The sequence below is a fragment of the Paenibacillus sp. JT22N1 genome (assembly GCF_059692155.1).
On sequence record NZ_JCAUAW010000003.1, the window covers coordinates 595,843 to 618,199 of the forward strand.

Genomic DNA, 22,357 nt, shown 5'->3' on the forward strand with positions numbered 1-22,357 from the left:
ATCAAGGTTTTCTGTGTGTGGAGAATGATAAGCAGGTAGAAATTTGTTAAAAATGAGGAATCGCGCAGGCTCTTCTGTCAGCCGATCGTGATCTTCCCCTCCGGGTAACGATAAGCCTCTTTTTTCGGCAATGGCGACAAAGTATATGCCAATGTGACGGGACCAAGACGTCCGACAAACATTAAAATGATGATAAACACCTTACCGAATCCCGAGAGCTGCGACGTTAATCCAACCGACATTCCTGCGGTAGCATACGCCGAAGTAACCTCGAACAAAATGCCTAAGAAATGGAAGTTCTCGGTGATCGAGAGGATCATTGTCGAAAGTACAATTAAGATAAAGGAAAGCAGAGTAAATGTAATAGCTTTATAAATCCGATCCTTCGAAATTCTTCGGTGGAATAGTACAATTTCTTCTCTGCCTCGAACCATTGCGTAAACTGCTCCAACGAGGATTACGAAGGTAGTCACCTTTATCCCCCCACCGGAAGAACCTGGCGCGGCTCCGATAAACATCATGAGAATAATAAAAAACTGCGTAGCTTGCCTCATCGAGGCAATATCGACCGTGTTCACACCAGCTGAACGTGATGACACGGATTGCAGCATCGCGCTGAGCGTTTTGCCTATGGTGGACAACGGCTGCAGTGTGAGGGAATTTGAGTACTCAAACACAAAGATGACCAGTGTGCCTAATAATATCAGAGCGGCGGAGGCGGTTAGGACAACCTTGCTGTGCAGCGTTAGTTTTTTATTCTTAGGGTATGTAAGCAAATCAGAGATAACGATAAATCCAATTCCGCCTAAAATGATAAGCAGCATCGAGACGATGTTAATGAACGGGTCCTCAACATAATGCATCAGACTTCCCAATCTATTAGGTAAACCGCCAAACAGATCGAATCCCGCGTTGTTGAATATTGATATGCTATGAAAAATGCCGAAGTACAACGCTTGGCCGATAGGCATTTCAAAAGACCAGCGAAGTGCGAATAACAGCGCGCCTGCCAGTTCAATATATAACGCATAGATCAACACCTTGCGAATAAGACGGACTATACCTTCCGTTGAATCGTGGTTCATCGCTTCCTGTAAGATGAGACGTTCCTGAAAAGAAATACGGCGGCGGAGTACGAGTGCAATTAGTGTGGACATCGTCATGAAGCCGAGACCGCCAATTTGGACTAGCAAAATAAGAACAATCTCCCCAAAAGCCGATAAATGTGCTCCTGTATTGATCACGGACAGCCCGGTAACACAAGTAGCGGAAGTCGCCATAAATAAGGCGTCAATAAATGTTAATCTGCCTACGCCAACATAGGAAATAGGCATCCATAGTAATACGGCACCGACTAAGATCATCACTATGAATCCGATCGCCATTACTTGAGGCGGACCCCAGCGGAATTTTTTATTGGAATAATTTAACATATAAAGGCTCCATAAGCATATGATAGTGCGATTATTGTATAATCTGGAAGGAACAAAGTAAAGACAGCATGAACAAGATGGCGTGCCCTTAAATAGTCTTATAGAATTTTTTGATAATTATTTCTTCTTTTCATTCGAATTATGGTAAGATATCGTACGATAAGTTTAAGAAGGGAGTTCCAACCGTGTCTCGTATTATTCAAGTAGATGAACGCCCCTCCATAGGCGAAAGTATTCCCCTTAGTTTACAGCATTTATTTGCTATGTTTGGCTCCACCGTGCTGGTTCCTATTTTGTTTCATGTCGATCCAGCTACTATTCTGTTGATGAACGGAATAGGCACCTTGCTTTATATTTTCATCACCAAAGGAAAGATCCCCGCTTTTTTGGGGTCAAGCTTCGCCTTCCTCTCCCCCGTTTTCTACGTCCTCGCTTCCAAAGGTTATAGTTCGGCGTTAGGCGGATTTCTGGTCGTGGGATTGATTTTTACGATCATAGCGTTGTTGATTCGTATCGTGGGGACACGCTGGATTGACGTCGTATTTCCTCCTGCAGCGATGGGAGCGATCGTTGCCGTTATCGGTTTAGAGTTGGTACCTACAGCCGCCTCTATGGCAGGTATTATTCCGCCGGCTAATTTAAAAGAAGCCTGGGTTCCAGATCCTATCGTTATATCGGTCTCTATTTTTACACTTTTGGTAGGAGTAGTAGGCTCCATTGTCTTTCGCGGGCTTTTGAAGGTCATCCCGATTTTGGTAGCCATCGTTGTCGGTTACCTACTAGCAGCAGTGCTTGGCTTGGTGCATATTGGAGAAACATTAGGAGCTGCACAGTGGTTCAGACTTCCTACATTCTACAGCCCAACATTCGATCTGGCGAGTATTCTAATCATCGCTCCTGCCGCTTTAGTTGTCATAGCCGAGCATATTGGCCACTTGATTGTTACCGGGAATATGGTAGGAAAAGATTTATCAAAAGACCCTGGACTTAGTAGATCCTTACTCGGAAATGGTATCTCTACCATGCTGTCCTCCTTAGTAGGCTCAACGCCAAATACAACTTACGGCGAAAACATCGGTGTCATGGCGATTAGCCGCGTATATTCGGTATGGGTTATCGGAGGAGCAGCGATCCTGGCGATTGTGCTCTCCTTTGTCGGGAAAATCTCAGCGTTGATTCAAACCATTCCAACTCCAGTCATGGGCGGCGTTTCCTTGCTGCTGTTCGGTATCATTGCCGCTTCGGGGATCCGCATGCTGGTGGAAACGAAAGTCGATTATTCCAAACCAGTCAATCTGATACTAACAACCGTTGTTCTTGTTATTGGACTTAGCGGAGCAACGCTGAAATTAGAACATTTTGAACTAAAAGGTATGGCTTTGGCTACCATAGTTGCTATTCTGCTCAGCTTGTTCTTCAAGCTGCTAGAGGTTTTTAAGCTTACTAACGACAAGTGATCAAATGGTATAAAGAATGGCTATCCCTACAGTCTTAACAGACCCGAGGGACAGCCATTTTTTATTTTTTTGAATATGAGTCTTCGCTATATCTGCATCAAGCTCTTAAAAACTTGGATGGCATCAAAAAAAGGCTCGCTATACCTACCATCCTCCTGAACTGTCCAACAGGTTGCTAGAACAGAATGTGCAAAACCCCACGATAACATTCTTTTTTTGTCTAAGTTCAACTCTTTAACAAATATATCAATACGCTTCTCAATGACATGTGTTGAATCTCCATTAGGCAATTTATTTAATAAATATTGAATGACATCGTATTCTCTGTCGCCAATCAACCCTTTAGGATCAATCGCTAGCCAAGGTTCCCTAGCCGCCATTAAAATATTGTAATGATGTAAATCGCCATGAAGTAGAAATGGTTTATCCGACATAGCGTTCATTGATCTATAAGTGTCCACTGCTTCTTGCAGTATTTCCTTTGTTATAGGACCGAGACCTTCTGTATTTCTCTTAGAAATATTGATTAATTTCTCTTCCATATGCCTAGTTGTTGGAATGCTAGATGAGTTAGAAGGTACAGGAATCCATAATTTCTTCATTACTTGTGAGGCTATATGTGCAGCTTCCTCCTCGTTTTCTAATGAGGCAAGTGTTTGCCCAGGAATTAAACGCTCAAGAATAAGAATCCCTTTTACGATATCAACATCAATGATTTTAACAATGCCATTCCCATTAAAAAGTTTAAGGGCTGCGACTTCAGCTACAAATTCATCACCTGGAATGACGAGTTTTATCACAACTTCAGTTCCGTCTTTCCGTATGGCAGGAGCCACAAAATTAAAAGATAAATCAAACGGGGGCAACATTTTCATTTGCCAACGCTTTTCGCAATCATAAATAAGCCTGTCAAAATCTCTCAACCATTCTTCGGCTTTCCCCTTATGTACGTCTCTTAATGTTTGAACGAATTGTTTTGGTAAGCTGCTCATTATCTTTGCCCCCACAATAGTCAAATTGTAGTACGATCGATCTCATTATAAGATATATCGTTCAGATTAGGTACTTATCTATATATGAGAATGGTTTCATCTAATATAGGATTTGTTTTTACGTTCATTTTTTATTAAAATAAGTAAATTCGCTAACCATTTTGCAAAGAAGGAACCCATATGCCTTTTCTCAGATTTAAAGGTTTTCAAAAGGATTTCATTGCTTCGATTTCAAGCACCATCATCCAACAATTTTCGAAGTTAACGGGCGTTGTGCAAGAAAAAATAAAAATCGAACTTCTTCTTGTGGAACAATTAAATAACTCTCCCCTATCATTAGAAATATATATGTTCCCAAGAGATCAGGAATTGCATGATAGCATTGTTAAAGAACTCTATACGATTTTAAGTGAGCATGGCTTTGGCGATGTTCATATCTTTTTTATCCTGTTATCCCCTCATTTGTACTATAAAGAAGGACAACCATTAATCACCAATCATTCAGAACCTTTCTTAATAACATGACAATATGGAGTGACAAAAGAACAAGAAAAGGCACGCTTTAAGCGTGCCTTTTCTCTATTTAAACTAAACTGATAAAGCCAAAATCATTTGTGCGTCTCTTCCACGACAGGAAACCAGCCAGGGGCATGCATAATTGCTTGCCACAAAGGTTCCGGAATCACGAGACGCTGTTGATCGTGCTTATTCAGCGTCGTCACGATTTCATTTTCCCGGCCTTCAGCAACCTTTTGGACCCAATCCGGTTCCATGATGAGCTCGCGGCCCAGCGCTACTAAAGCGGAACCAGTCTGTAATACTTCTACGGCCTCGTCCGGCGTACGAACCGAACCAACGCCGATCACTAGTGTCCGTTTGGCAACGGTGTTGACAATCAATTCCAACCTGGACTGACTGTCATCTGCACCGACTCGCGGCTTGGACTGGAAGTCCATTATCGAGACATGAAGGTAATCAAGCTGCTTCTCCGCAAGCACATCCACCAACTTAAGCGTATCATCCATCGTGATGCCGTTCTCTTCCGGCTCCTCCGGTGAAAAGCGATACCCAACCGCAAACGGCTGCTTTGCATGAGCTGTCACAACTCGTTTCACTTCATCCACAATTGCGAGCGGGAAAGTCAGGCGTTTGTTTAAATCCCCACCCCAGCGGTCGTTTCGTTTATTCGTATGCGGGGAGAAAAATTGCTGAATCAAGTATCCGTTGGCACCATGAATTTCCACACCGTCAAAGCCTGCTTCAATGGCTCTTCGTGTCGTTTCACCAAAATCGCGAACGATAGCCTCAATCTCATCTCCTGTCAAAGGTCTAGGTACAACGTTGCCGTTCTGATCTGATGGAACGTCGCTTGCGCTAACGATATCACCACCGGGAACTAGCTCTGGCGGAGCCATGCGTCCACCGTGAAAAATTTGCAGGAGTGCTTTTGCTCCTTGCCCTTTAATCGCGGTAGCAAGCCGACGAAGACTTGGAATCATGTCGTCGGTGTCGCCGCCGAATTCGCCTGCAAAACCTTTACCGTTGCGGGTTACATAGATACAAGCCGTTATGACCATACCGACACCGCTTGAGCGGCGAACATAGTAATTGATCTCAGCGTCTGATACTGTACCATCCTCTTGAGATGACCAATTGGTCATCGGCGCCATAACAATTCGATTTTTCAATTGAATACCGCTTCTTAGGGCGATCTCTTCAAATAATGGTTTGTATTTCGCGTTCATCTGTGCATTCCCTCCATTTCAAATTCTTGATATTAACAGCGAGAAAGAACCATCCATGACGGAAATATTATCTTCAAAAGTAGATCATAATATGAAATAATAGTTAATTTGAACTCAACCAATGGATAATATCTCGTTGATTGTCCTCCGATACCCCATGGTCCGTCGGGTAGGTTCGGAACGTGAACAACGGTGTAAGCTCCTGCAGGTAGGCTGCTGTCTCATGTCCGATACGAACCGGAAATACTGAATCGTATTCACCATGCGAAATAAACACGGATACGTCCTCGATACTTTGCAGCGGGTACTCTATTTTGACAAAGTCGGGAATGTAACCGTTTAATGCGACGATTCCCTTCAATCTATTACCCATCGTCAGTGCAAGTGTCATTGACAGGATCGCTCCCTGGCTGAAGCCGAGTAAATAACGCTGCTCCGCGTCGATAGGATATTTCTCTGTTGCATATTGGATAAAGTCCTGCAGTTTCCGGATAGCCTCGTCAAACGACTCACGAAGAGGCACACCCAAGCTCTTTAACTCGTAATATTGGAAACCCGCCCTTAATCGAAGATCGCCGCGGATTCCGATCACAATAAACTTGTCTGCCAGAGGCTCAATTAAATCAAACATATTCTGTTCATTAGAGCCTCGGCCGTGCAGCGTGAAAATAACAGGATACTTCTTGCTTGGCTCCAGATCGGCAGGAAGATGAACGTCAAATGCGTAATGCCATTTATTCATGATCTTTCCCCCTTCAGATAGTTAAGCGGCAGCTTTACCCTTGTCGAAAAGAACCTTGTCAATCGACAGCGAGCCTGGGCCGGCAAAAATGAAATAAACCGTCAGCATGAGGTAAGCCAAATCCAGCTCATAACCTGCCATTTGCCCGTTTCCTAGTAAACCGAGCGGAAGCTTCATCGTTACGATCGCTCCAAGAAGCATAACTGTGAATAGCACCGAAACATATCTTGTGAAAAGTCCGAGAATCAGCAGGATCCCGCCTATTAATTCAAGCCATCCTGCGATATAAGCCAGGAACCCCGGCGTTCCGGCACTTGCGAACCAAGCTGCCACATTGCCTAGCCCCATTTGGAACTTGCTGATTCCGTGCGCTAAAAATAAAATACCTAAAACTACCCGCATAAGGGTAGCTACCCAAGATGTTTTGACCATGATGATTCATCCTCCAATAATATTAGTAATAAAGATAAAATATTTGTATTAATAATTTACATCAAACCTACTAGCTTGTCAACGGAAAAATTGATAATATAAAATTAAGTTCTGTATTAGTAATATTTTTAAGGGGAAGATTATATGGACATTGGTTCCAGCATCCGGATGATTCGCAAACGGAAAAATATCACAATCGCCCAAATCTGTGAAGAAACTGGCTTGTCTCAGGGATTTATGAGTCAGATCGAAACGAATAAGACGTCTCCTTCGATCACAACCTTGGAAAGTATCGCGAAAGCGCTGAAAGTTCCCCTTGCTTATCTGCTATTGAAAAAAGATGAACGCATGAGTGTTGTCCGAAAAGATGAGCGGAATGTTACGACCAGCGGAAGCGAGCAGCTAAAAGTAGAGCATCTGAGCGCTACAAAGAACATGAGGATGATGATTGTTCAGCTGCCTCCTGGAGCTTCCACTGGGCTAATGCCGCATGCGCATGAAGGCGAGGAGGTTCACGTCGTGCTCAAAGGGACGATTTATGCCTCACAGGGGGAAGATTCTTTTGAACTTCAGGAGGGTGACTCTTTTAGTTGGAATGCTTGTACGCCTCACCTAGTGAAGAATAGTAGTGACGAGACTGCCATTATACTAATTTCCGTCTATAGGGAAACGGAACAGGAAGGTAATTTCATTTCATATTAACAACCAAAAAAATGAAGTCCAATTAGCAACCGCTAATTGGACTTCATTCATGTTCTAGGATTCCGTTAAAATTCTCTTTTGTTCTAAATGATACTATGCGTATCTCATAGCCGAGGACAGATTGCAGCGCTTGAACGTTACCGGCCTTATTCCACATTCTAAATTAAATAATTTATTCATCGTTAAACGCCATATGTGTTTTTTCCTGTTTATAATAATCTAACCTGTCCTGTAAAGTACCTGTATGAAATTCGAACTTATGACCGTCTGGGTCAGTGAAGTAAATAGACCTCTTATCTTTCTCGTCTCTTGGACGACCTGGAAGGATGTTAACATTGAATTTCTTTAGTTTCTCATACAGGTCATCAAAGTCGGCTTCTTCAATTGAAAAAGCAATGTGTGTGTAGGAATGGTTTATTTCATTACGTGGAATATCTTGTTCTACATTCAGGGCAAGCCACATGCCATTCAGATCAAAATAGGCCGTACTTCTTCCTTTAACTAACAGCTTTGCATCAAAAACTTGTTGATAAAACGATATCGAATTCTCTAAATTAGAAACAGAAAATAAGAAATGATTCAAACCTTTAATAGACACCCGATCACCTCGGAATTTATTTATTTTTACTAACCCCAGCTAACTCTTTAATCATCTTCGCCAAATGCTCAATCCCCCATTCAAGCTCATGAAGCTTGGCATAGGCATATGAAATACGCAAGTAACTTCCCGCATTTCTATCATAAACCGAACCGGGGTTCAGCAAAATCCCTGCCTTCAAAGCACGCTCAAACAGCATCTGCATGGGCACATCCACGGTGAGGCAAACCCAAATGTAGAAACCGCCTGCCGGCACTGACCATGAAGCAATCTCCGTAAAATTGGCCTTCAACAACTGAACAGTTAAATCCCGTCTTCGTTTAAGTTGTTCTCTAACATAGACAAGATGCTCTTGATATAAGCCTCTACCAAGCCATTCGGCTGCTGCCCATTGGGATACCGAACTCGAGCCGTAATCGTTCTGCATTTTGATATCAGCCAATCGATCAATAACCGGTTCTGGGGCAACCACCCAACCAATTCTGAGTCCTGGACTTAAGGTCTTCGACAAACTCCCCAAATAGAGGACTAGTGCATTGGGATCCCTAGATTTTAACGGTAAAGGGGGCGGAGCTTCAAACCAAAGCTCCCTATAGGCATCGTCCTCAATGATTGGGAGTCCCTCATCCGCGCAGATTCTCATCAGCTCTTGACGTCTTGGCTCTGACATCAGCGTACTGGTAGGATTATGAAAAGTAGGAATGGTATAAAGCAGCGAAGCGTTATAGCCTTCTTTGTAACGGCTAATCTGATTCGTCTGAATGCCTTCTTCATCCATAGGTAGACCAACTAGCTTAATTGCACTAGATTGAAACACATGGACCGAATACAGATAGGATGGCTTTTCCAAAAGGATGGAAGAACCTCGCTGCAGTAGTCCGATGGATATGAGCTGTAACGCTTGGAGCGAGCCAGATACGATAAGGATATTGGAGGGCGAGGTATGAACGCCAATTCCATGCATGTACGCGGCTACCTGTTCCCGCAAATACTGATTCCCTTTAGGTTCTTCATAGCCCAATGAGAAAGGATTCAATGAACTATTCTCAAAAATCTTTTTCATTTGTTCAGAAGGAAGCAGCTCCGGTGAAAGCTCTCCAGTCCCCAAACGGATAATGCCATCTTGAAATTCCGCACGATTAATATGCTGTATGGCAGGCTGGTTTGGATAATAAGTGCCGGCTTGCACATAAGAGCTCCAGTCAGGGGGAGGTGAAGTAGCTAAAAGGTTCCAAGAGTTATTGATGACTCTAGTCCCCCCTTTGGTGTTCCCCTCCAATAACCCCTCGGCAATCAAATCGCTCAGCGCAGTCACAACCGTACTTCGATTCACATTAAAGCGTTCAGCCAGCGCACGCTGTGAGGGGATTTTGGTCCCAACCGCCCATTCGCCTAACGATATTTTATTTTTAATAAAATCTTTAATCTGACTATATAAAGGGGTTTCCGACGATAAGTCCGGTTTCCATTCCATACTATGATCCTCTCCTAACTAGCTCAAATATAACATTTGGTTGGGTGATATGCCATCCATTTGGAGGGAGACATCCGATTGATTTGCTCTATACTAGTGAAGAATAGTCTTATAGATGGGAGAGATCGTTTTGCTGGAAACTGTTTTACATGGGCTTATTTTAGGTTTTGGGCTCATTCTGCCTGTAGGGGTACAAAATGTTTTCGTATTCAACCAAGGTGCCCGTGGGCCCTCTTACCTTAGATCACTTCCTGTCATCCTCACGGCGTCGGTTTGTGACACGATCCTTATTTTATTGGCAGTCTTAGGCGTTTCTTTCGTCGTATTAACTTTCACTTGGCTTCAAGCTGCGCTCTATGGATTTGGATTCTTTTTCCTGATCTATATGGGGTGGGTACTCTGGAAGAGTAAACCTGGTTCGATGAAATCACAACGGGAAAATGAACCAAAAAAACAAATCCTGTTTGCAGCATCCGTGTCATTAATGAATCCCCACGCTATACTGGATACGATTGGAGTTATCGGTACAAATTCCTTACAATATGTTGGCGGAGAAAAATGGGTGTTCACTGTCTGCGTTATTCTAGTCTCCTGGCTCTGGTTCTTCGGTTTAGCGTTTGCAGGACGCCTAGTGGGTAAGCGTGATCCTAAAGGTCAATTCATTACCAAATTAAACAAGGTTTCAGCTTGTATGATATGGGCTGTTGCTGTCTATATGGGCATGCAATTCATTTAACCGCTTTTTCCCACAAATGAAAAATACTTTCGTTCAATAATGAGCAGGATGTCCTCCGACACCTGCTCATTATTTGTTTCATTCCAACCAAATATCTAAAAAAACTACAAAAAAAACTAAAAACAATGGCATACCTGTGGGTAGAAAGGAGCGCTATACTTAAGGCACACAAATGAAAGCACTTACAAAGATAGAGAGAGGAGGTCCGCTTTACGATGAGAATACTTCGAAAAATTGCTCTCGGTATCGATTCATTTATTGAGTCTGCCGCCCTCATCGGCTTGCTTAGTATGATCATCATCGTCACCGCACAGGTTATGACCCGCAAGCTGTTTGACTTCGTTTTCTTTTGGTCGGAAGAAGTAACCATGCTGCTTCTTGTCTGGTTTTCCTTCATGGGCATTGCGATTGGCTTTCGTGAGAAGCTGCATTTGGGCATCGATTCCTTCACTCACAAGCTCCCAGCCTCCATCAATAAAGTTCTTGATAAAGTCATCGAGGTTGTTATTCTCGCCTTTGGTGCCTATCTCGTGTATTTTGGATGGGACTTCACCGTCATTATGAATGAATCAGAATTACCGGCCACGGGCCTACCTAACAGCACACTGTATGTCATCATGCCGATAACCGGCGTTATGACCTGTGCCTATGCGCTCTTGCAGTTGTTTGGAATCGAGACGAAGCGGCATCACAATATAAAAGAAGGAGGCCCCGAATAATGGATCCGACCATAGCTATTCTCATACTTTGTATCACCTTTGTTGGTCTGATCGTCCTCCGCTTTCCGATCTCATTGGCTTTAGCAGGCTCTTCACTGCTCACCTTACTTTACTTGAAAGTCCCGCTGGCAACCGTGGGTCAAACGATGATTCAGGGGATGAACTCTTACTCCCTCCTGACCATTCCGTTCTTTATTCTAGCCGGGCAAATTATGAGTGAAGGCCAGATGGCACTGCGCCTCATCAATCTCGCTCAAGTTCTCGTTGGAGGCATACGTGGAGGCTTAGCCATGGTCAACTGCGTCGCCTGTATGTTCTTCGGTAACATCTCCGGATCAGCCATTGCTGACGTCTCCTCCATCGGCTCTGTCATGATTCCGATGATGAAGAAGAAGGGCTATGACACCGATTACGCAGTTGGCGTTACGGTCTCTGCCGCCATTCAAGGCGTTGTTGTGCCGCCAAGCCACAACCTCGTGCTTTATTCCCTAGCGGCTGGTGGTGGAATCTCCATCGCTTCCCTTTTCCTAGCGGGCATAGTCCCGGGATTGATCCTATGTGTCTCACTTATGATCACGAGCTATATCATCGCCATCAAGCGAGGTTATACGAAGAGTGAAGCTGTTCCAGTGCGAGAAATTCCGAAGATTGTACGCGATGGCCTGCTTTCCCTTCTGACAGCCGTCATCATTTTAGGCGGTATATTCACGGGATGGTTTACAGCTACAGAAAGCGGCGCATTAGCTTGTTTATACGCTTTTATACTTACCTTTCTAGTGTATCGAGATATTCCCATAAGCCGGATGTGGATTATTCTCCAACGTACATTCCGAACCGTAGCGATGGTCCTCTTCCTGATTGCTGCCTCCGCTACCTTCAGCTGGGTACTAGCCTTTCTCAAAGTTCCCGGCATGTTAACGGATTGGATGCTGGGCATCACTGACAGCCCCATTGTCATTTTGCTGATCATCAACGTCTTGCTGCTTTTACTGGGCGCACCGATGGATATGGCTCCTCTTATCTTAATCATGACGCCTATTTTACTCCCAGTCGTGACGGCCCTCGGCATGGATCCTGTTCACTTCGGCATCATTATGATGTTAAACTTAGGCATTGGACTGCTGACACCACCCGTCGGAACCGTCCTCTTTGTAGGCTCTGCGATAGGAAATATTTCGATTTCTGAAGGCACCAAAGCCATGATGCCGTTCTTTTATGTCATGTGCGTTGTGCTCATGATACTTACCTATATACCTGGTCTTGTCATGTGGCTTCCTAACTTAATGAAATAAGGAAATAACTCAACTAATACGATAAAAAGGGTGAATATTCGATATGAAAATGAAAAGAAAATACATCACGGCTCTAAGTACAGTAATTGGTACTAGTCTCTTGCTTGCAGCTTGCGGTGGCGGCAGTACACCGACGAATAGCGCTTCAACAACAACTCCTGGGGCCGCGAGCCCTGCAGCAGCGACGAAGAAAGCCGATGGTCCTAAACTAAATTTCCGTCTAGCTGAGACACACCCCGCTGACTACCCAACGACGTTAGGCGATAAGAAATTCGCCGAACTCGTCAATCAAGCATCGGATGGGCGCATCAAAATCGATGTATTCCCTGCCTCTCAGCTAGGTGAGGAGAAGGCCGTGATCGAGCAAGTTCAACTCGGCGCTATTGAATTCACACGTGTTAGTACGGGGGCACTTGGCGGGTTCAACAAGCAGTATGAGGTATTCAGCTTGCCCTACATTTTCGATAATGATAATCACCAATGGAAATTCCTAGAAAGCGAGCAAGGAACGAAGCTGCTCGATAGCTTAGAGTCATCACGTATGAAAGGACTGGCGTATTACAGCTCAGGCGCTCGTCATTTCTATTCCAAGAAGCCGATTAAAAGCATAGCCGATCTAAAAGGACTCAAAATACGCGTTATTCAAAACAAGGTCAACATTGATCTCATGAACGCACTTGGCGCGAATGCAACACCAATGCCTTATGGAGACGTCTTCAATGCTTTGCAAACAGGTGTCATCGATGCCGCTGAAAATAACTATCCGAGCTATTTCTCTTCCAATCATTTTCAACAAGCCAAAAATCTCATTCTTGACCAGCACCAACGGGTGCCTGAAGTGCTTTTGATTTCTAAAGTAGCTTGGGATAAGCTGTCTGCTGACGATAAAGCACTTATTAAAAAGGCTGCTATTGAATCCGTCAAAACGCAAAAAGCAGAATGGGATAAATTCGAGAAGGATTCGGAAGCCAAAGTGAAAGCAGCGGGTGTTACGATTACGGACGTATCTGACCTGGGGCCATGGCAAGATGCCGTTAAGCCTGTTATCGAGAAGTATCGCAATGACTACAAGGAAACGTTAGAAGCTATCGAGAAAGCTAGAAAATAGCCATTCAAAACAAAGTAAAAAAGGACATTCTTAAGGGGTGCAATCTCCCCCTCAAGTGTCCTTTTTCACTTGACTTCATTTGGCTTCATCCAGCCTTCCGCCACATTTCCTATATTCCAACGGGGAGCAGCCTATCAGCTTTTTGAACGTACTGCTGAAGTAAGAAATATCCCCGTAACCAAGTCGTTCCGCGATCTCAGAAACACGTAAAGACGTTTTTATCAGCAGCTTCTTCGCTTCCTCCATGCGCATTTCAATGACATAATCGACGAACTTGCCTCCCGTTTGCTGCTTAAAGAGTTGGCTTAAGTAGCTGGGGTTCAAATGGACCAAAGCTGCGGCATCGGTTAAGCTGATATCTCTGGATAAGTTCGAACCGATAAACTGCTGCACTTGTTCAACGACTGACAATTCGTCCGTTCCCATTAGCGGGGAATCCGCCAACCGCCTCGCTGTCTTCGTCGTCCGGTCTTGCATCCATCGGCCCAAACAATCTGCCATCGCCTCCATTTCCACTGGCTTCAGCAAATAGTCCTTCACCCCATAGCGTATCGCTTGCTGCGCTAACTGAAAATCGTCATACCCGCTAACTAGGATTAAATTGGCTGATACCTGTGCCATCTGCTCCGCCAAAGCAATGCCGTCCATGATCGGCATCTTTACATCCGAAATAACCAAATCAGCTCCGTGCTTCTGCAGCGCATCCATAGCCTCCAAACCGTTCGCGCATTCCTGCACGATTTCGAAAGGAAGCTTTGTTTGTTCCACGGCTTTCCGAAGCACGACACGAACCCATCTTTCATCGTCCACGAGAATGACTTTGTACATGACCCACTACCTCCCTTCCTCTCTGTGAGGCTTCAGCGGCAGCTTGATTCTCACCAGAGTTCCTGCATCTGCACTTTCAAGCTCCAGACCATAAGCGTCACCAAACAGATAAGAAATACGCCGATGTACATTGACGATGCCGATCTGTGATACCGCCGTCACCATGTCCTTCTGCAGCAAATCGAGCTGTAAGGCACGGAGTTTCGCAGCTGGAATTCCAACACCACTATCCTGAATCTCAACAACAAATTGATGATCATTTATTTGAACAGCTGAAATGACAATATGAACAGGCTGTGCACTCGTTTCAATGCCATGTATGACACAATTTTCAACCAAGGGCTGTAATGCGAACTTCGCAATGATTTGACCTTCTGCCCATTCAGGGATCTGGAATTCATAGGTGAGTTTATCCTCAAACCGATATTTCTGAATCCGTAAATACATATCGCATATCTGAATTTCCTGCTGCAAGGAGATCGTTGCCCCAGCATGATTCAAATTGTAACGCAGTAGACGAGCAAGGGAAGCAACAAGCACAGAGATGTCGGTCATATCCTTTTCTAGTGCCATCCCTCGCACCGTTTCTAAAGCGTTCATGAGAAAGTGCGGATTAACCTGCGATTGCAGCACTTTCAGTTCTGTCTCTTTTTGGCGCAGCTGAAGATCCTTCTCTCGGAGCTGTGAGTAGTAAATTTCATCGAGCAGTACCTGAAGCTTTTCGACCATTTTATTAAAATCGTTCGTTAGCTGCCCGATCTCATCCTTGGATTCGATATCCACACGAGCCAGAAAGTCGCCCTCTTTCACTCTTTTCATGAAAAATTGCAGCGCCCTTACAGGTCGAACGATACTCGTAGCAAAACCAATCCCAATCAAATAGGCAATCAATAATGTGGCAATGACCGTCCACCAAATCGTTCGCCGAATATACTCGGTTCCACGTGTCAATTCTTCTTCAGGGATCGTTGTCACCAACCGCCAATTTAAATAGGATGACAGGCTGAAGGTGTAGAAAGGCTTATCTCCTGTTTGCGCTTGGTAAGATCCGCTTTCCTGCTGTAAAATCCATTCTAATTGATCCCAAGCCGCCAAATGACCAATTTCCGTGTACTCAGGTGAATAAATATAACGCCCGTAGGAGTCGAGAATAGATAAATACCCTGTTCGGCCAATTGTAACCCGCTCAGCAATCTCTTGAATCCGTTTGAAGTTGATTTCCATAATTAGCGTTGCAACTGGCTCCAATGTATTGGGACTCACTAAGCGCTTCACGATGGAGAGAACAGGCACATATTCCAGTTCATAGCGCTGAGAAGGCGGTCTGATGATCAACATAATATCACTGTTGGAGGGTACACTGGCAAACCATGGCTCCTGTATTAATTGCAGCGCCGGGGTCACATTTTTGTTCATGCTTGTATCCAAGACTGTCTGGTTTTCCATAACAAGCATGATCCGAGAGATGTCAGATCGGGAGTAAGCGGTATCGTTCAAAAGCTGCATCATGGGCTCGCGAATGCCAGAATTCTTCACTTCCTGTTCGCTTGTCATCCTTAGAAACTGCTGCATCGAAGGATGATTCTGCATGCGAATCGAGTCGATCTCGAAATCTCGAATATAGTATTCAATATGCAGCTTGACTTGCTCAATGATTTGCTTGTTACTCAAATTGGCTTCCTCACGCAGCACTTCGGATGATTTCTGGTAAGAAATCAGCCCAACCACAAGCAGCGGAATGACAACCAGCATAGCCGAATAGACGAGCAGTTTCACTGTCAATGGACGATCACGCAAAAATAAGCTTCTGTAGAACCATATCCAAGCTCTACGACCTCTTCTACTCATGTTCAGCCTCCATTCCGCCGAATTTGTAAACGTATTCAATTCTTAGGAAAGAAAAACCAGTTGCATGCGCAACTGGTTACCGTTTTACAAGATCTTCGCGAATCGGTGTGAAGACATCTAACAATGCGGATTCTTCTAATGCTGTAACACCATGCTTGGCGTTACTTGGTATGTATACCGTCTGACCTTGCTCGATAACGGTCACAACACCATCTATAGTAAACTCAATTTTTCCTTTTAAGCAATAGGACATTTGTTCATGCACATGGCTGTGTTGGTAACCAATGGCTCCTGGCTCGAAATGAACCTCCATCATCATTAAACCAACCTCAGCTTTCAGAATACAGCGTTGAACGCCTGGCTCGGCTGCTTCCCATACGCCAATATTAGACATCTGACTTTCCCCTTCCCTAATTAAACGATCTAACGAAAAAATAAAAGGACCGCAAGCGGTCCTTCACTTACTTTTTTTATTATATCTGAAAAGCACCTAAATGAACATACTTGAATCTAAACGAACATTAAGAGTTAACGGCTGCGCGATCCTTCCCTTTGTCCGCTTCTCCTGCATTTTTATTCGCAGCTTCACGATCCTGCTGCATTTCTTCCACCGTTTTCACCTTCAAGCGAGCTGCACCTTCATAGCTGCGCGTAGGAACGAGGTTCCCAGCTGCGAGACGTTGTTTCGCTTCGGCAATTGCCGTGCCATATTGTGGCAGCCATGCCTCTTGTGCGACCAACATTTCATCGACCATCTGCCAGATTTCTTTGGGATTGCAGACGGCTCCTACGAGCGGATCCATTATAAACGCTTGACGAAGCAGCTTATCATCGCCATGCACGGCCGCTTCCACAGCAAGCCGCTGCACAGAAATACTCACATTGCACACCGCTGCCGGTCCAAGCGGCAGGTCCCCAACATGCGGCATCGAGATGCCGTTGCGATCTACATAGCCTGGTGCTTCGATAATCGCATCATCAGGCAGATTCGAGATGACACCGTTATTGACTAAGTTGAAATGTCCGCGATACACGCGTCCTGTCTCAAGACCCTCAATAATATAGGAGCCATGCTCTTCACTGCGTTTCTCGGCTGCGTAAACAAATGCCTTATCCTTCATCCAGTTCGGAAACTCCGTTTCGAACCAGTTGCGTCCCTCCGTGCAAACACGCAGATAGCCGCCTGTTTCTCCATTTATCCAGCTGCCCATGTCGATCCAATCTTGGATTTCGCTAGCACGCTTTCGGTACCAAGGCACATACTCGCTCAGATGTCCGTTGGATTCTGTACTATAGTAGCCAAAGCGACGCAGCATATCAATACGCACTTTCTCTGTTCGCGTGAACTCCGGATGGTTCTCGAAGGCTTCAAGTAGACCGCCTGTCAAATCTTGACCGTTGTGTCGGATCTGTACATACCACGTTTGGTGATTGATGCCTGCGCAAATAATGTCTACTTCCTTTTTCTCCAAGCCGTATACTTCAGCGATTTGTTTATGCCCATGCTGAACACCGTGACATAGACCAATCGTCCGCACACCGCCGTACTTGTTACAAGCCCAAGTCAGCATGGCCATCGGATTCGCATAATTTAACAGCAGCACATCAGGCGCAGCCACTTCCCGAATATCTTGGCAAATGCGAAGCATTTCCGAAATGCCGCGCTGACCATACATAATGCCGCCTGCACATAGCGTGTCACCCACACATTGGTCAACGCCGTATTTCAGCGGAATATCCACATCGGTAGCAAAAGCCTCCAGACCTCCCACACGAATCGTACACAAGACATACTTCGCATCTTTCAATGCTTCTCTACGATCCGTTGTAGCTTGAATCTCTATTTTCAATCCATTTTCTCGAATATCTCTTTGGCACAGCTCGGTAACCATATCTAAATTATGTTGATTAATGTCTGTAAAAGCGACTTGAATATCGTGAAATTCAGATACTGCTAACAAATCTCGAAGTAATCCGCGTGTAAATCCAATACTTCCTGCTCCAATAAAAGCTACCTTAAATGACATATCTATCGTCCTCTCTATCGTTTAATCTACAATTCACATTGTATCAAGCGCGAAAGAGAAAACGTTATCAAATTCCTAACTTCATCGGAGATGATTTGTCAAAAATTCTAACTTTTTTCTGGATATCCCCACTTCTGAGTATCCATTGATTTACGATATTCCGTAGGGGTTAAATCTGTATAATCTTTGAAAAGCATATGAAAATACTGTCGGCTCCCAACCCCGATATAATCACAAATTTCTGAAATCGGCACATCGGTTTCCAGCAGCAGCATTTTGGCTTTTTCCATTCGAATCACGGTTAAATAAGCCATAAGGGTTTGCCCCGTTAACGATTTGAAAATCCGCTGTAAATACCCGGGGTGTAAATTTACGACTCCAGCAATATCCTTCACTTGAATGTCGCGGTCATAGTTCTGATGCAAATAATCCATGCTCTGTTTCACATACCACTCACTTTGTGCCATGCCGCTGCTTTCTGCTTCTTGCCTAAGACGCGCAATACGAATGAGCAGTTGAGCGATGAGCAATTGAACCATCGTTTCACTTTTGGCTGCAGCTTTATCCAGTTCAAGCACCAAGCTTTTCATAATGTGGTAAACCTCATCGGGGTCGCGCAGTACCAAATAAGGAGATTTGACCTCCAGTAAAGAAGCCAATAGCTTGTCTTCAGCAGCCAGTTGATGAATAGATGGAAACACACCCTTTTGCTGGGCGAAGCGGAACTCTACATTTAACATTCTACAGGGGGCAGCCTCGTCAACGATCAATCGATGGGAGACATTTGCGTCCATAATAATGAACTCTCCCTTTTTGAGACTAACACTCTCGATATGTGTAGGCAGTGTTTGGATTTCAATGTCGCAGAAACCTTGTATGGTATACATAATTTCTACCGCATCATGGCGATGAAAGGACATATAGAAACCTTGCCATTGTTTAAAATAATACGCCATCACCTGAGGATGGCAGTGATGCTCGGTTAAGAAGGCGGGGAAAAGGCTACCGCTTTTCTGCATGTGAATCTCCTTTCTCCCAAGAGGAAGTCCTTATCTCTGAAGGAGTTTTACCTGTTTGCTGCTTTACCAATCGCGCGAAGTGGTAACTGGTTTGGAACCCGCTTCGCTGAGCAATTTCCGATATCGATAAACCCGTATGGACTAGTAACTCCATAGCACGCAGTACACGGTAGTACCACACATATTTAATTGGCGTCGTTTGCTCGTATTTACGGAAAAGCCGGACCAAATGCTCATCTGAAACTCCCGCATGCGCGGCTATTAGGGGCAGACTCAAGTTTTCTTTAAATGTTTGATGAATGTATGATTTGGCAAGTAAAACAGAAGGATGAATGTCTTGCTGCAGCTGCGCTGTGGACAGTTCGGATAGAAACAATTGAATCGCTGTGTGACCGAGACTTCGCATGACAGTTCCTGAATCTGCATGCTCGGATCGGATCGATAGCATAAGGTCTGTTATTCGGTTCAAATGTTCAGAAATTGGGAGGCTAAACGGAACCTGTTCCAACGCTTTCACTACATCCACAGATAATGGTTGGACGCTTACGGCTACCCAACGATGCCAGCTTTCATGTTCATCCGCAAATGTAAAATGCTCAATGTGCCCAGGCTTCAGAAGTGCCACATTGCCGGGCTCCAGTCGGAAGAGAACGCCATCAATGGTCACCTCCATAGAACCAGTATGTAATAGAACAAGCTGAATATCTTGTTGGATGCGAGGACCATACCTACCGCCCAGTGGATATACAATCGTACCGACTGTCGCGGAATCGATATGATTAAAACTAAGATGTTCCAACGGATTTGCCATGTGCCTTCATCTCCAGTAAAGCTGTGTCATCATTAAGGCAATTGTAACCGCCTGTAGGTAAAAAGAAAATCCCTTCGTATGGAAGGGATTTGGCACCATATTTATCTTTTAAACAAAACCGGAAAATACTCATTTGCAAAAGCCTGACCGTGATAAGGGCGCGGTCCTAGCAAACGGGAATTGTCATGACGTTGCACGCCTGCGCGATAGCTGGTGCCACCCGGCATCAGATGCGCGACGACAGACATACGAGGCTCATTCGTCTTATTCGCGCCGGACCCGTGGAACGTAAGAGCGTGATGAAAGCTTGCCTGACCTGCCTTCAGAATGCAGGGCTCCTCGACCCATTCGCGGCCTGCCGCATATTTGTTCCTAAGCTCCTCCATGTTCGGATCGAAGAACGTGTTGCTATCAGGTATTAGTCCCCACTTGTGAGAGCCGAGAATGGTCATCATTCCGCCGTTGGTTAGGTCCGTATCCTGAAGCGCGATCCATACGGTTATCATATTCGGATTGCTGGAGCATTGCCAGTAGCCGTAATCCTGATGCCAGCCAACGTTGCCAGACTTCGTCTCCTTGTCGCCAACACCTGGTTTATAAATAACCTGATCGTGCCACAGCCGAATTTCATCGGTCTCCAGCAAATCAGCTGTAAGCTCACCGATAAACGGATCCGTGACGGTGCTTCGGATCTCGTCATTGATCCACCATCCATTATCTAGCTTGCGTAATGCATCAGGGTTCGAGTTCGGACGGTAATGGTTCATCGGAAGCCCATCGCCATCGTAATCGCCTGTCCAAACCCGTTCATGCGCATGTCGCAACCGCGCGATTTGATCATCGTCCAGCAGCTTCGGAGATATCCAATACCCGTCGCGATTGAATGTATCCTTATCCTGAGCCGTAATTTTGTACGTTCTCTCTACTTGCAAAGTCATCGTAAATTCCTCCTTATACGTCTTGCTTCCATCATACTTAATCCCAAGTTTGTTGACGTTCATGGAGCTACAAAGTAGTATGAGAAACATATAAGACAAATAAGAACATCCGAACAATGAGGAGGCCCTCCCCTTGCCTGCGAAACAAAGTCCACGCTGGACTTACGACATCAATACAGAAGATTGCATACCAGGAGTTCCGGAATTGCTCCTTTTCGGCTTCGATGAGATTAGGTCGGCTCTGCCCCTTTCCTATCATAAGCATGCCGGGTACGAATTTGTTTTGGTTGAACGGGGTAAAGCCAGCTGGGAGCTGGACGAGCACGTCTATGAGACAAAAGCAGGTGACGTGTTTCACACAAGTCCAGGCGAGATTCATCGCGGCGGCTTCAACGTGATTGAGCCTAGCCGATTCTGGTGGTTCATCGTCACACCACCGCATTCGGAAGGCTGGTTGCGCTTGCCGCAAGATGAAAGTGAAGGCTTCAGACTTGCATTAGAGGTACTGCCCAGAGTTACCCACACAGGATTGCAGGCCGTTGACGACATTAGAAAGTTGCGAAATGCGCTAAATTCCAACAGTCCATTACGAACCTCAGCTACCCGCCAAGCGCTGCTTGGGTTGCTACTTCGAATTCTTCAGCCTAATCAACAAATGGTTTCTCTCGCTGATGATCTATTACGTCAATTGGATGCACTGATTGGCCGGATCGAGAAAAGACCGCAATGGCGCCCCGCCATCGAAGAAATGGCTGATTTTGTCCGGATCAGTCCCTCCCACTTCTTCCGCACTTTCCAGGAATACACGGGGCTCCCGCCAATGGTATTTATTGAACGTGCACGAATTAAAAGAGCTTGCGGACTGCTGGTAGCAGGCACGGATACTGTCACAGAGATTGCTAATGAATTGGGTTACGCGTCCAGTCAACATTTTGCCACCGTGTTTAAACGCATTACAGGCATGACCCCAATCCAATGGAGAATGAATCAAACTAAAAATGAGACCGTCGATTCATTCGTCTGATCTAGCTCTACATTGAGGTGTCTTAAATCGGGATCAATCGTCATATATACTGGGTTGAGGTTGCTAGATGAATGAAGGAAGGAATGAATCCATGTTCGCGGTTTTATGATAGTGATGTTGCAAAAAGTGCAACAATTGCTGCCTAAATCTCGCCTCTTTCCCTTCGTTGTTGCATTATCGGCTAGGCCCCCTAATTCCGGAGTCTTCCCGTTAAAAAAACCAATTTTCGTAAGATTGCTTCTATTTGCAAACAATTACATCGCTTTATAGAATATCGATCGGTCCTCCAGTGTCATCACCCATTGGGAGAACTGAGTTGGTGGCATCCGTTTTAAGCTACCGTGCATTTTGCGGTTATTGTAGAAGTCCATATAATGATCAAGCGCTTCATAAGCTTCATCAAACGTCATGAAATCCCTTTTCCCGATCAAA

The 22,357-nt window shown here is 44.9% G+C and carries 23 protein-coding genes; 8 read left to right on the forward strand and 15 right to left on the reverse strand.

The window, feature by feature from the left end:
- Nucleotides 1-77: 77 nt before the first annotated feature.
- Nucleotides 78-1,433, reverse strand: coding sequence for a TrkH family potassium uptake protein (locus tag AC58UU_RS09065; RefSeq protein WP_497314839.1), 1,356 nt, complete (start codon nt 1,431-1,433; stop codon nt 78-80).
- Nucleotides 1,434-1,618: 185 nt separating this feature from the next.
- Here AC58UU_RS09065 and uraA point away from each other — a divergent pair, with 185 nt between their 5' ends.
- A complete protein-coding gene (gene uraA / locus AC58UU_RS09070; RefSeq protein ID WP_497314841.1) occupies nt 1,619-2,890 on the forward strand; it encodes a uracil permease in 1,272 nt (423 codons plus the stop codon).
- Nucleotides 2,891-2,976: 86 nt separating this feature from the next.
- Here the strand turns inward: uraA and AC58UU_RS09075 are convergent, their stop codons facing one another.
- On the reverse strand, nt 2,977-3,882 hold the full coding sequence (locus AC58UU_RS09075) for an aminoglycoside phosphotransferase family protein (protein WP_497314843.1): 906 nt from the start codon (nt 3,880-3,882) through the stop codon (nt 2,977-2,979).
- Between the two features lie 180 nt (nt 3,883-4,062).
- On the opposite strand from AC58UU_RS09075, the gene AC58UU_RS09080 reads away from it, so the two are divergent.
- Entirely contained in the window at nt 4,063-4,407 is a 345-nt protein-coding gene (locus AC58UU_RS09080) for a DUF1904 family protein (RefSeq protein ID WP_171642032.1), read from the forward strand.
- 83 nt (nt 4,408-4,490) lie between these two features.
- Here the strand turns inward: AC58UU_RS09080 and AC58UU_RS09085 are convergent, their stop codons facing one another.
- From AC58UU_RS09085 to AC58UU_RS09095, 3 genes are all read right to left on the reverse strand, one after another.
- Nucleotides 4,491-5,627, reverse strand: a complete 1,137-nt coding sequence (locus tag AC58UU_RS09085; protein WP_497314845.1) for an NADH-dependent flavin oxidoreductase — start codon at nt 5,625-5,627, stop codon at nt 4,491-4,493.
- Nucleotides 5,628-5,730: 103 nt separating this feature from the next.
- Nucleotides 5,731-6,369: an alpha/beta hydrolase gene (locus AC58UU_RS09090; RefSeq protein WP_497314847.1), complete on the reverse strand. Its 639-nt coding sequence runs from the start codon at nt 6,367-6,369 to the stop codon at nt 5,731-5,733.
- 21 nt (nt 6,370-6,390) lie between these two features.
- Complete coding sequence (locus AC58UU_RS09095) at nt 6,391-6,801, reverse strand: DoxX family protein (protein ID WP_497314849.1); 411 nt, start codon at nt 6,799-6,801, stop codon at nt 6,391-6,393.
- A gap of 144 nt (nt 6,802-6,945) precedes the next feature.
- Here AC58UU_RS09095 and AC58UU_RS09100 point away from each other — a divergent pair, with 144 nt between their 5' ends.
- Nucleotides 6,946-7,503 (forward strand): helix-turn-helix domain-containing protein, encoded by a 558-nt coding sequence (locus AC58UU_RS09100; protein WP_497314851.1) that lies wholly within the window; start codon nt 6,946-6,948, stop codon nt 7,501-7,503.
- A 172-nt stretch (nt 7,504-7,675) separates the two neighbouring features.
- On the opposite strand, the gene fosM is transcribed toward AC58UU_RS09100, so the two are convergent.
- Nucleotides 7,676-8,101 (reverse strand): FosM family fosfomycin resistance protein, encoded by a 426-nt coding sequence (gene fosM / locus AC58UU_RS09105; protein ID WP_497314853.1) that lies wholly within the window; start codon nt 8,099-8,101, stop codon nt 7,676-7,678.
- A gap of 16 nt (nt 8,102-8,117) precedes the next feature.
- Nucleotides 8,118-9,575 (reverse strand): aminotransferase-like domain-containing protein, encoded by a 1,458-nt coding sequence (locus AC58UU_RS09110; RefSeq protein WP_497314855.1) that lies wholly within the window; start codon nt 9,573-9,575, stop codon nt 8,118-8,120.
- A 130-nt stretch (nt 9,576-9,705) separates the two neighbouring features.
- Here AC58UU_RS09110 and AC58UU_RS09115 point away from each other — a divergent pair, with 130 nt between their 5' ends.
- The 4 genes from AC58UU_RS09115 (at nt 9,706) to AC58UU_RS09130 (ending at nt 13,430) form a co-directional block, all read left to right on the forward strand.
- A complete protein-coding gene (locus tag AC58UU_RS09115) occupies nt 9,706-10,311 on the forward strand; it encodes a LysE/ArgO family amino acid transporter (RefSeq protein ID WP_497314857.1) in 606 nt (201 codons plus the stop codon).
- 215 nt (nt 10,312-10,526) lie between these two features.
- A complete protein-coding gene (locus AC58UU_RS09120) occupies nt 10,527-11,030 on the forward strand; it encodes a TRAP transporter small permease (RefSeq protein ID WP_497314859.1) in 504 nt (167 codons plus the stop codon).
- Nucleotides 11,030-12,322 (forward strand): TRAP transporter large permease, encoded by a 1,293-nt coding sequence (locus AC58UU_RS09125; RefSeq protein ID WP_497314861.1) that lies wholly within the window; start codon nt 11,030-11,032, stop codon nt 12,320-12,322. The genes AC58UU_RS09120 and AC58UU_RS09125 overlap by 1 nt, the downstream gene beginning before the upstream one ends.
- 43 nt (nt 12,323-12,365) lie before the next feature.
- The gene (locus AC58UU_RS09130) at nt 12,366-13,430 is read left to right on the forward strand and encodes a TRAP transporter substrate-binding protein (RefSeq protein WP_497314863.1); all 1,065 of its coding nucleotides are present in this window, start codon (nt 12,366-12,368) and stop codon (nt 13,428-13,430) included.
- Nucleotides 13,431-13,505: 75 nt separating this feature from the next.
- Here the strand turns inward: AC58UU_RS09130 and AC58UU_RS09135 are convergent, their stop codons facing one another.
- From AC58UU_RS09135 to AC58UU_RS09165, 7 genes are all read right to left on the reverse strand, one after another.
- The gene (locus AC58UU_RS09135) at nt 13,506-14,258 is read right to left on the reverse strand and encodes a response regulator transcription factor (RefSeq protein WP_497314865.1); all 753 of its coding nucleotides are present in this window, start codon (nt 14,256-14,258) and stop codon (nt 13,506-13,508) included.
- A 6-nt stretch (nt 14,259-14,264) separates the two neighbouring features.
- Nucleotides 14,265-16,106 carry a sensor histidine kinase gene (locus AC58UU_RS09140; protein ID WP_497314867.1) on the reverse strand — a complete coding sequence of 614 codons (1,842 nt, stop codon included), beginning with the start codon at nt 16,104-16,106 and terminating at the stop codon, nt 14,265-14,267.
- 76 nt (nt 16,107-16,182) lie between these two features.
- A complete protein-coding gene (locus AC58UU_RS09145) occupies nt 16,183-16,500 on the reverse strand; it encodes a cupin domain-containing protein (RefSeq protein ID WP_171642082.1) in 318 nt (105 codons plus the stop codon).
- A gap of 127 nt (nt 16,501-16,627) precedes the next feature.
- Nucleotides 16,628-18,133 carry an alpha-glucosidase/alpha-galactosidase gene (locus AC58UU_RS09150; RefSeq protein ID WP_497314870.1) on the reverse strand — a complete coding sequence of 502 codons (1,506 nt, stop codon included), beginning with the start codon at nt 18,131-18,133 and terminating at the stop codon, nt 16,628-16,630.
- A gap of 107 nt (nt 18,134-18,240) precedes the next feature.
- Complete coding sequence (locus AC58UU_RS09155; protein ID WP_497314872.1) at nt 18,241-19,152, reverse strand: AraC family transcriptional regulator; 912 nt, start codon at nt 19,150-19,152, stop codon at nt 18,241-18,243.
- A complete protein-coding gene (locus AC58UU_RS09160) occupies nt 19,136-19,963 on the reverse strand; it encodes a helix-turn-helix transcriptional regulator (RefSeq protein ID WP_497314874.1) in 828 nt (275 codons plus the stop codon). Before AC58UU_RS09160 ends, AC58UU_RS09155 begins: the two co-directional genes overlap by 17 nt.
- Nucleotides 19,964-20,064: 101 nt before the next feature.
- Nucleotides 20,065-20,901 carry a phytanoyl-CoA dioxygenase family protein gene (locus AC58UU_RS09165; RefSeq protein ID WP_497314875.1) on the reverse strand — a complete coding sequence of 279 codons (837 nt, stop codon included), beginning with the start codon at nt 20,899-20,901 and terminating at the stop codon, nt 20,065-20,067.
- A gap of 133 nt (nt 20,902-21,034) precedes the next feature.
- Here AC58UU_RS09165 and AC58UU_RS09170 point away from each other — a divergent pair, with 133 nt between their 5' ends.
- The gene (locus tag AC58UU_RS09170) at nt 21,035-21,925 is read left to right on the forward strand and encodes a helix-turn-helix domain-containing protein (RefSeq protein WP_497314877.1); all 891 of its coding nucleotides are present in this window, start codon (nt 21,035-21,037) and stop codon (nt 21,923-21,925) included.
- A 254-nt stretch (nt 21,926-22,179) separates the two neighbouring features.
- Here the strand turns inward: AC58UU_RS09170 and AC58UU_RS09175 are convergent, their stop codons facing one another.
- The gene (locus AC58UU_RS09175; RefSeq protein ID WP_497314910.1) at nt 22,180-22,335 is read right to left on the reverse strand and encodes a hypothetical protein; all 156 of its coding nucleotides are present in this window, start codon (nt 22,333-22,335) and stop codon (nt 22,180-22,182) included.
- Nucleotides 22,336-22,357: the final 22 nt, after the last annotated feature.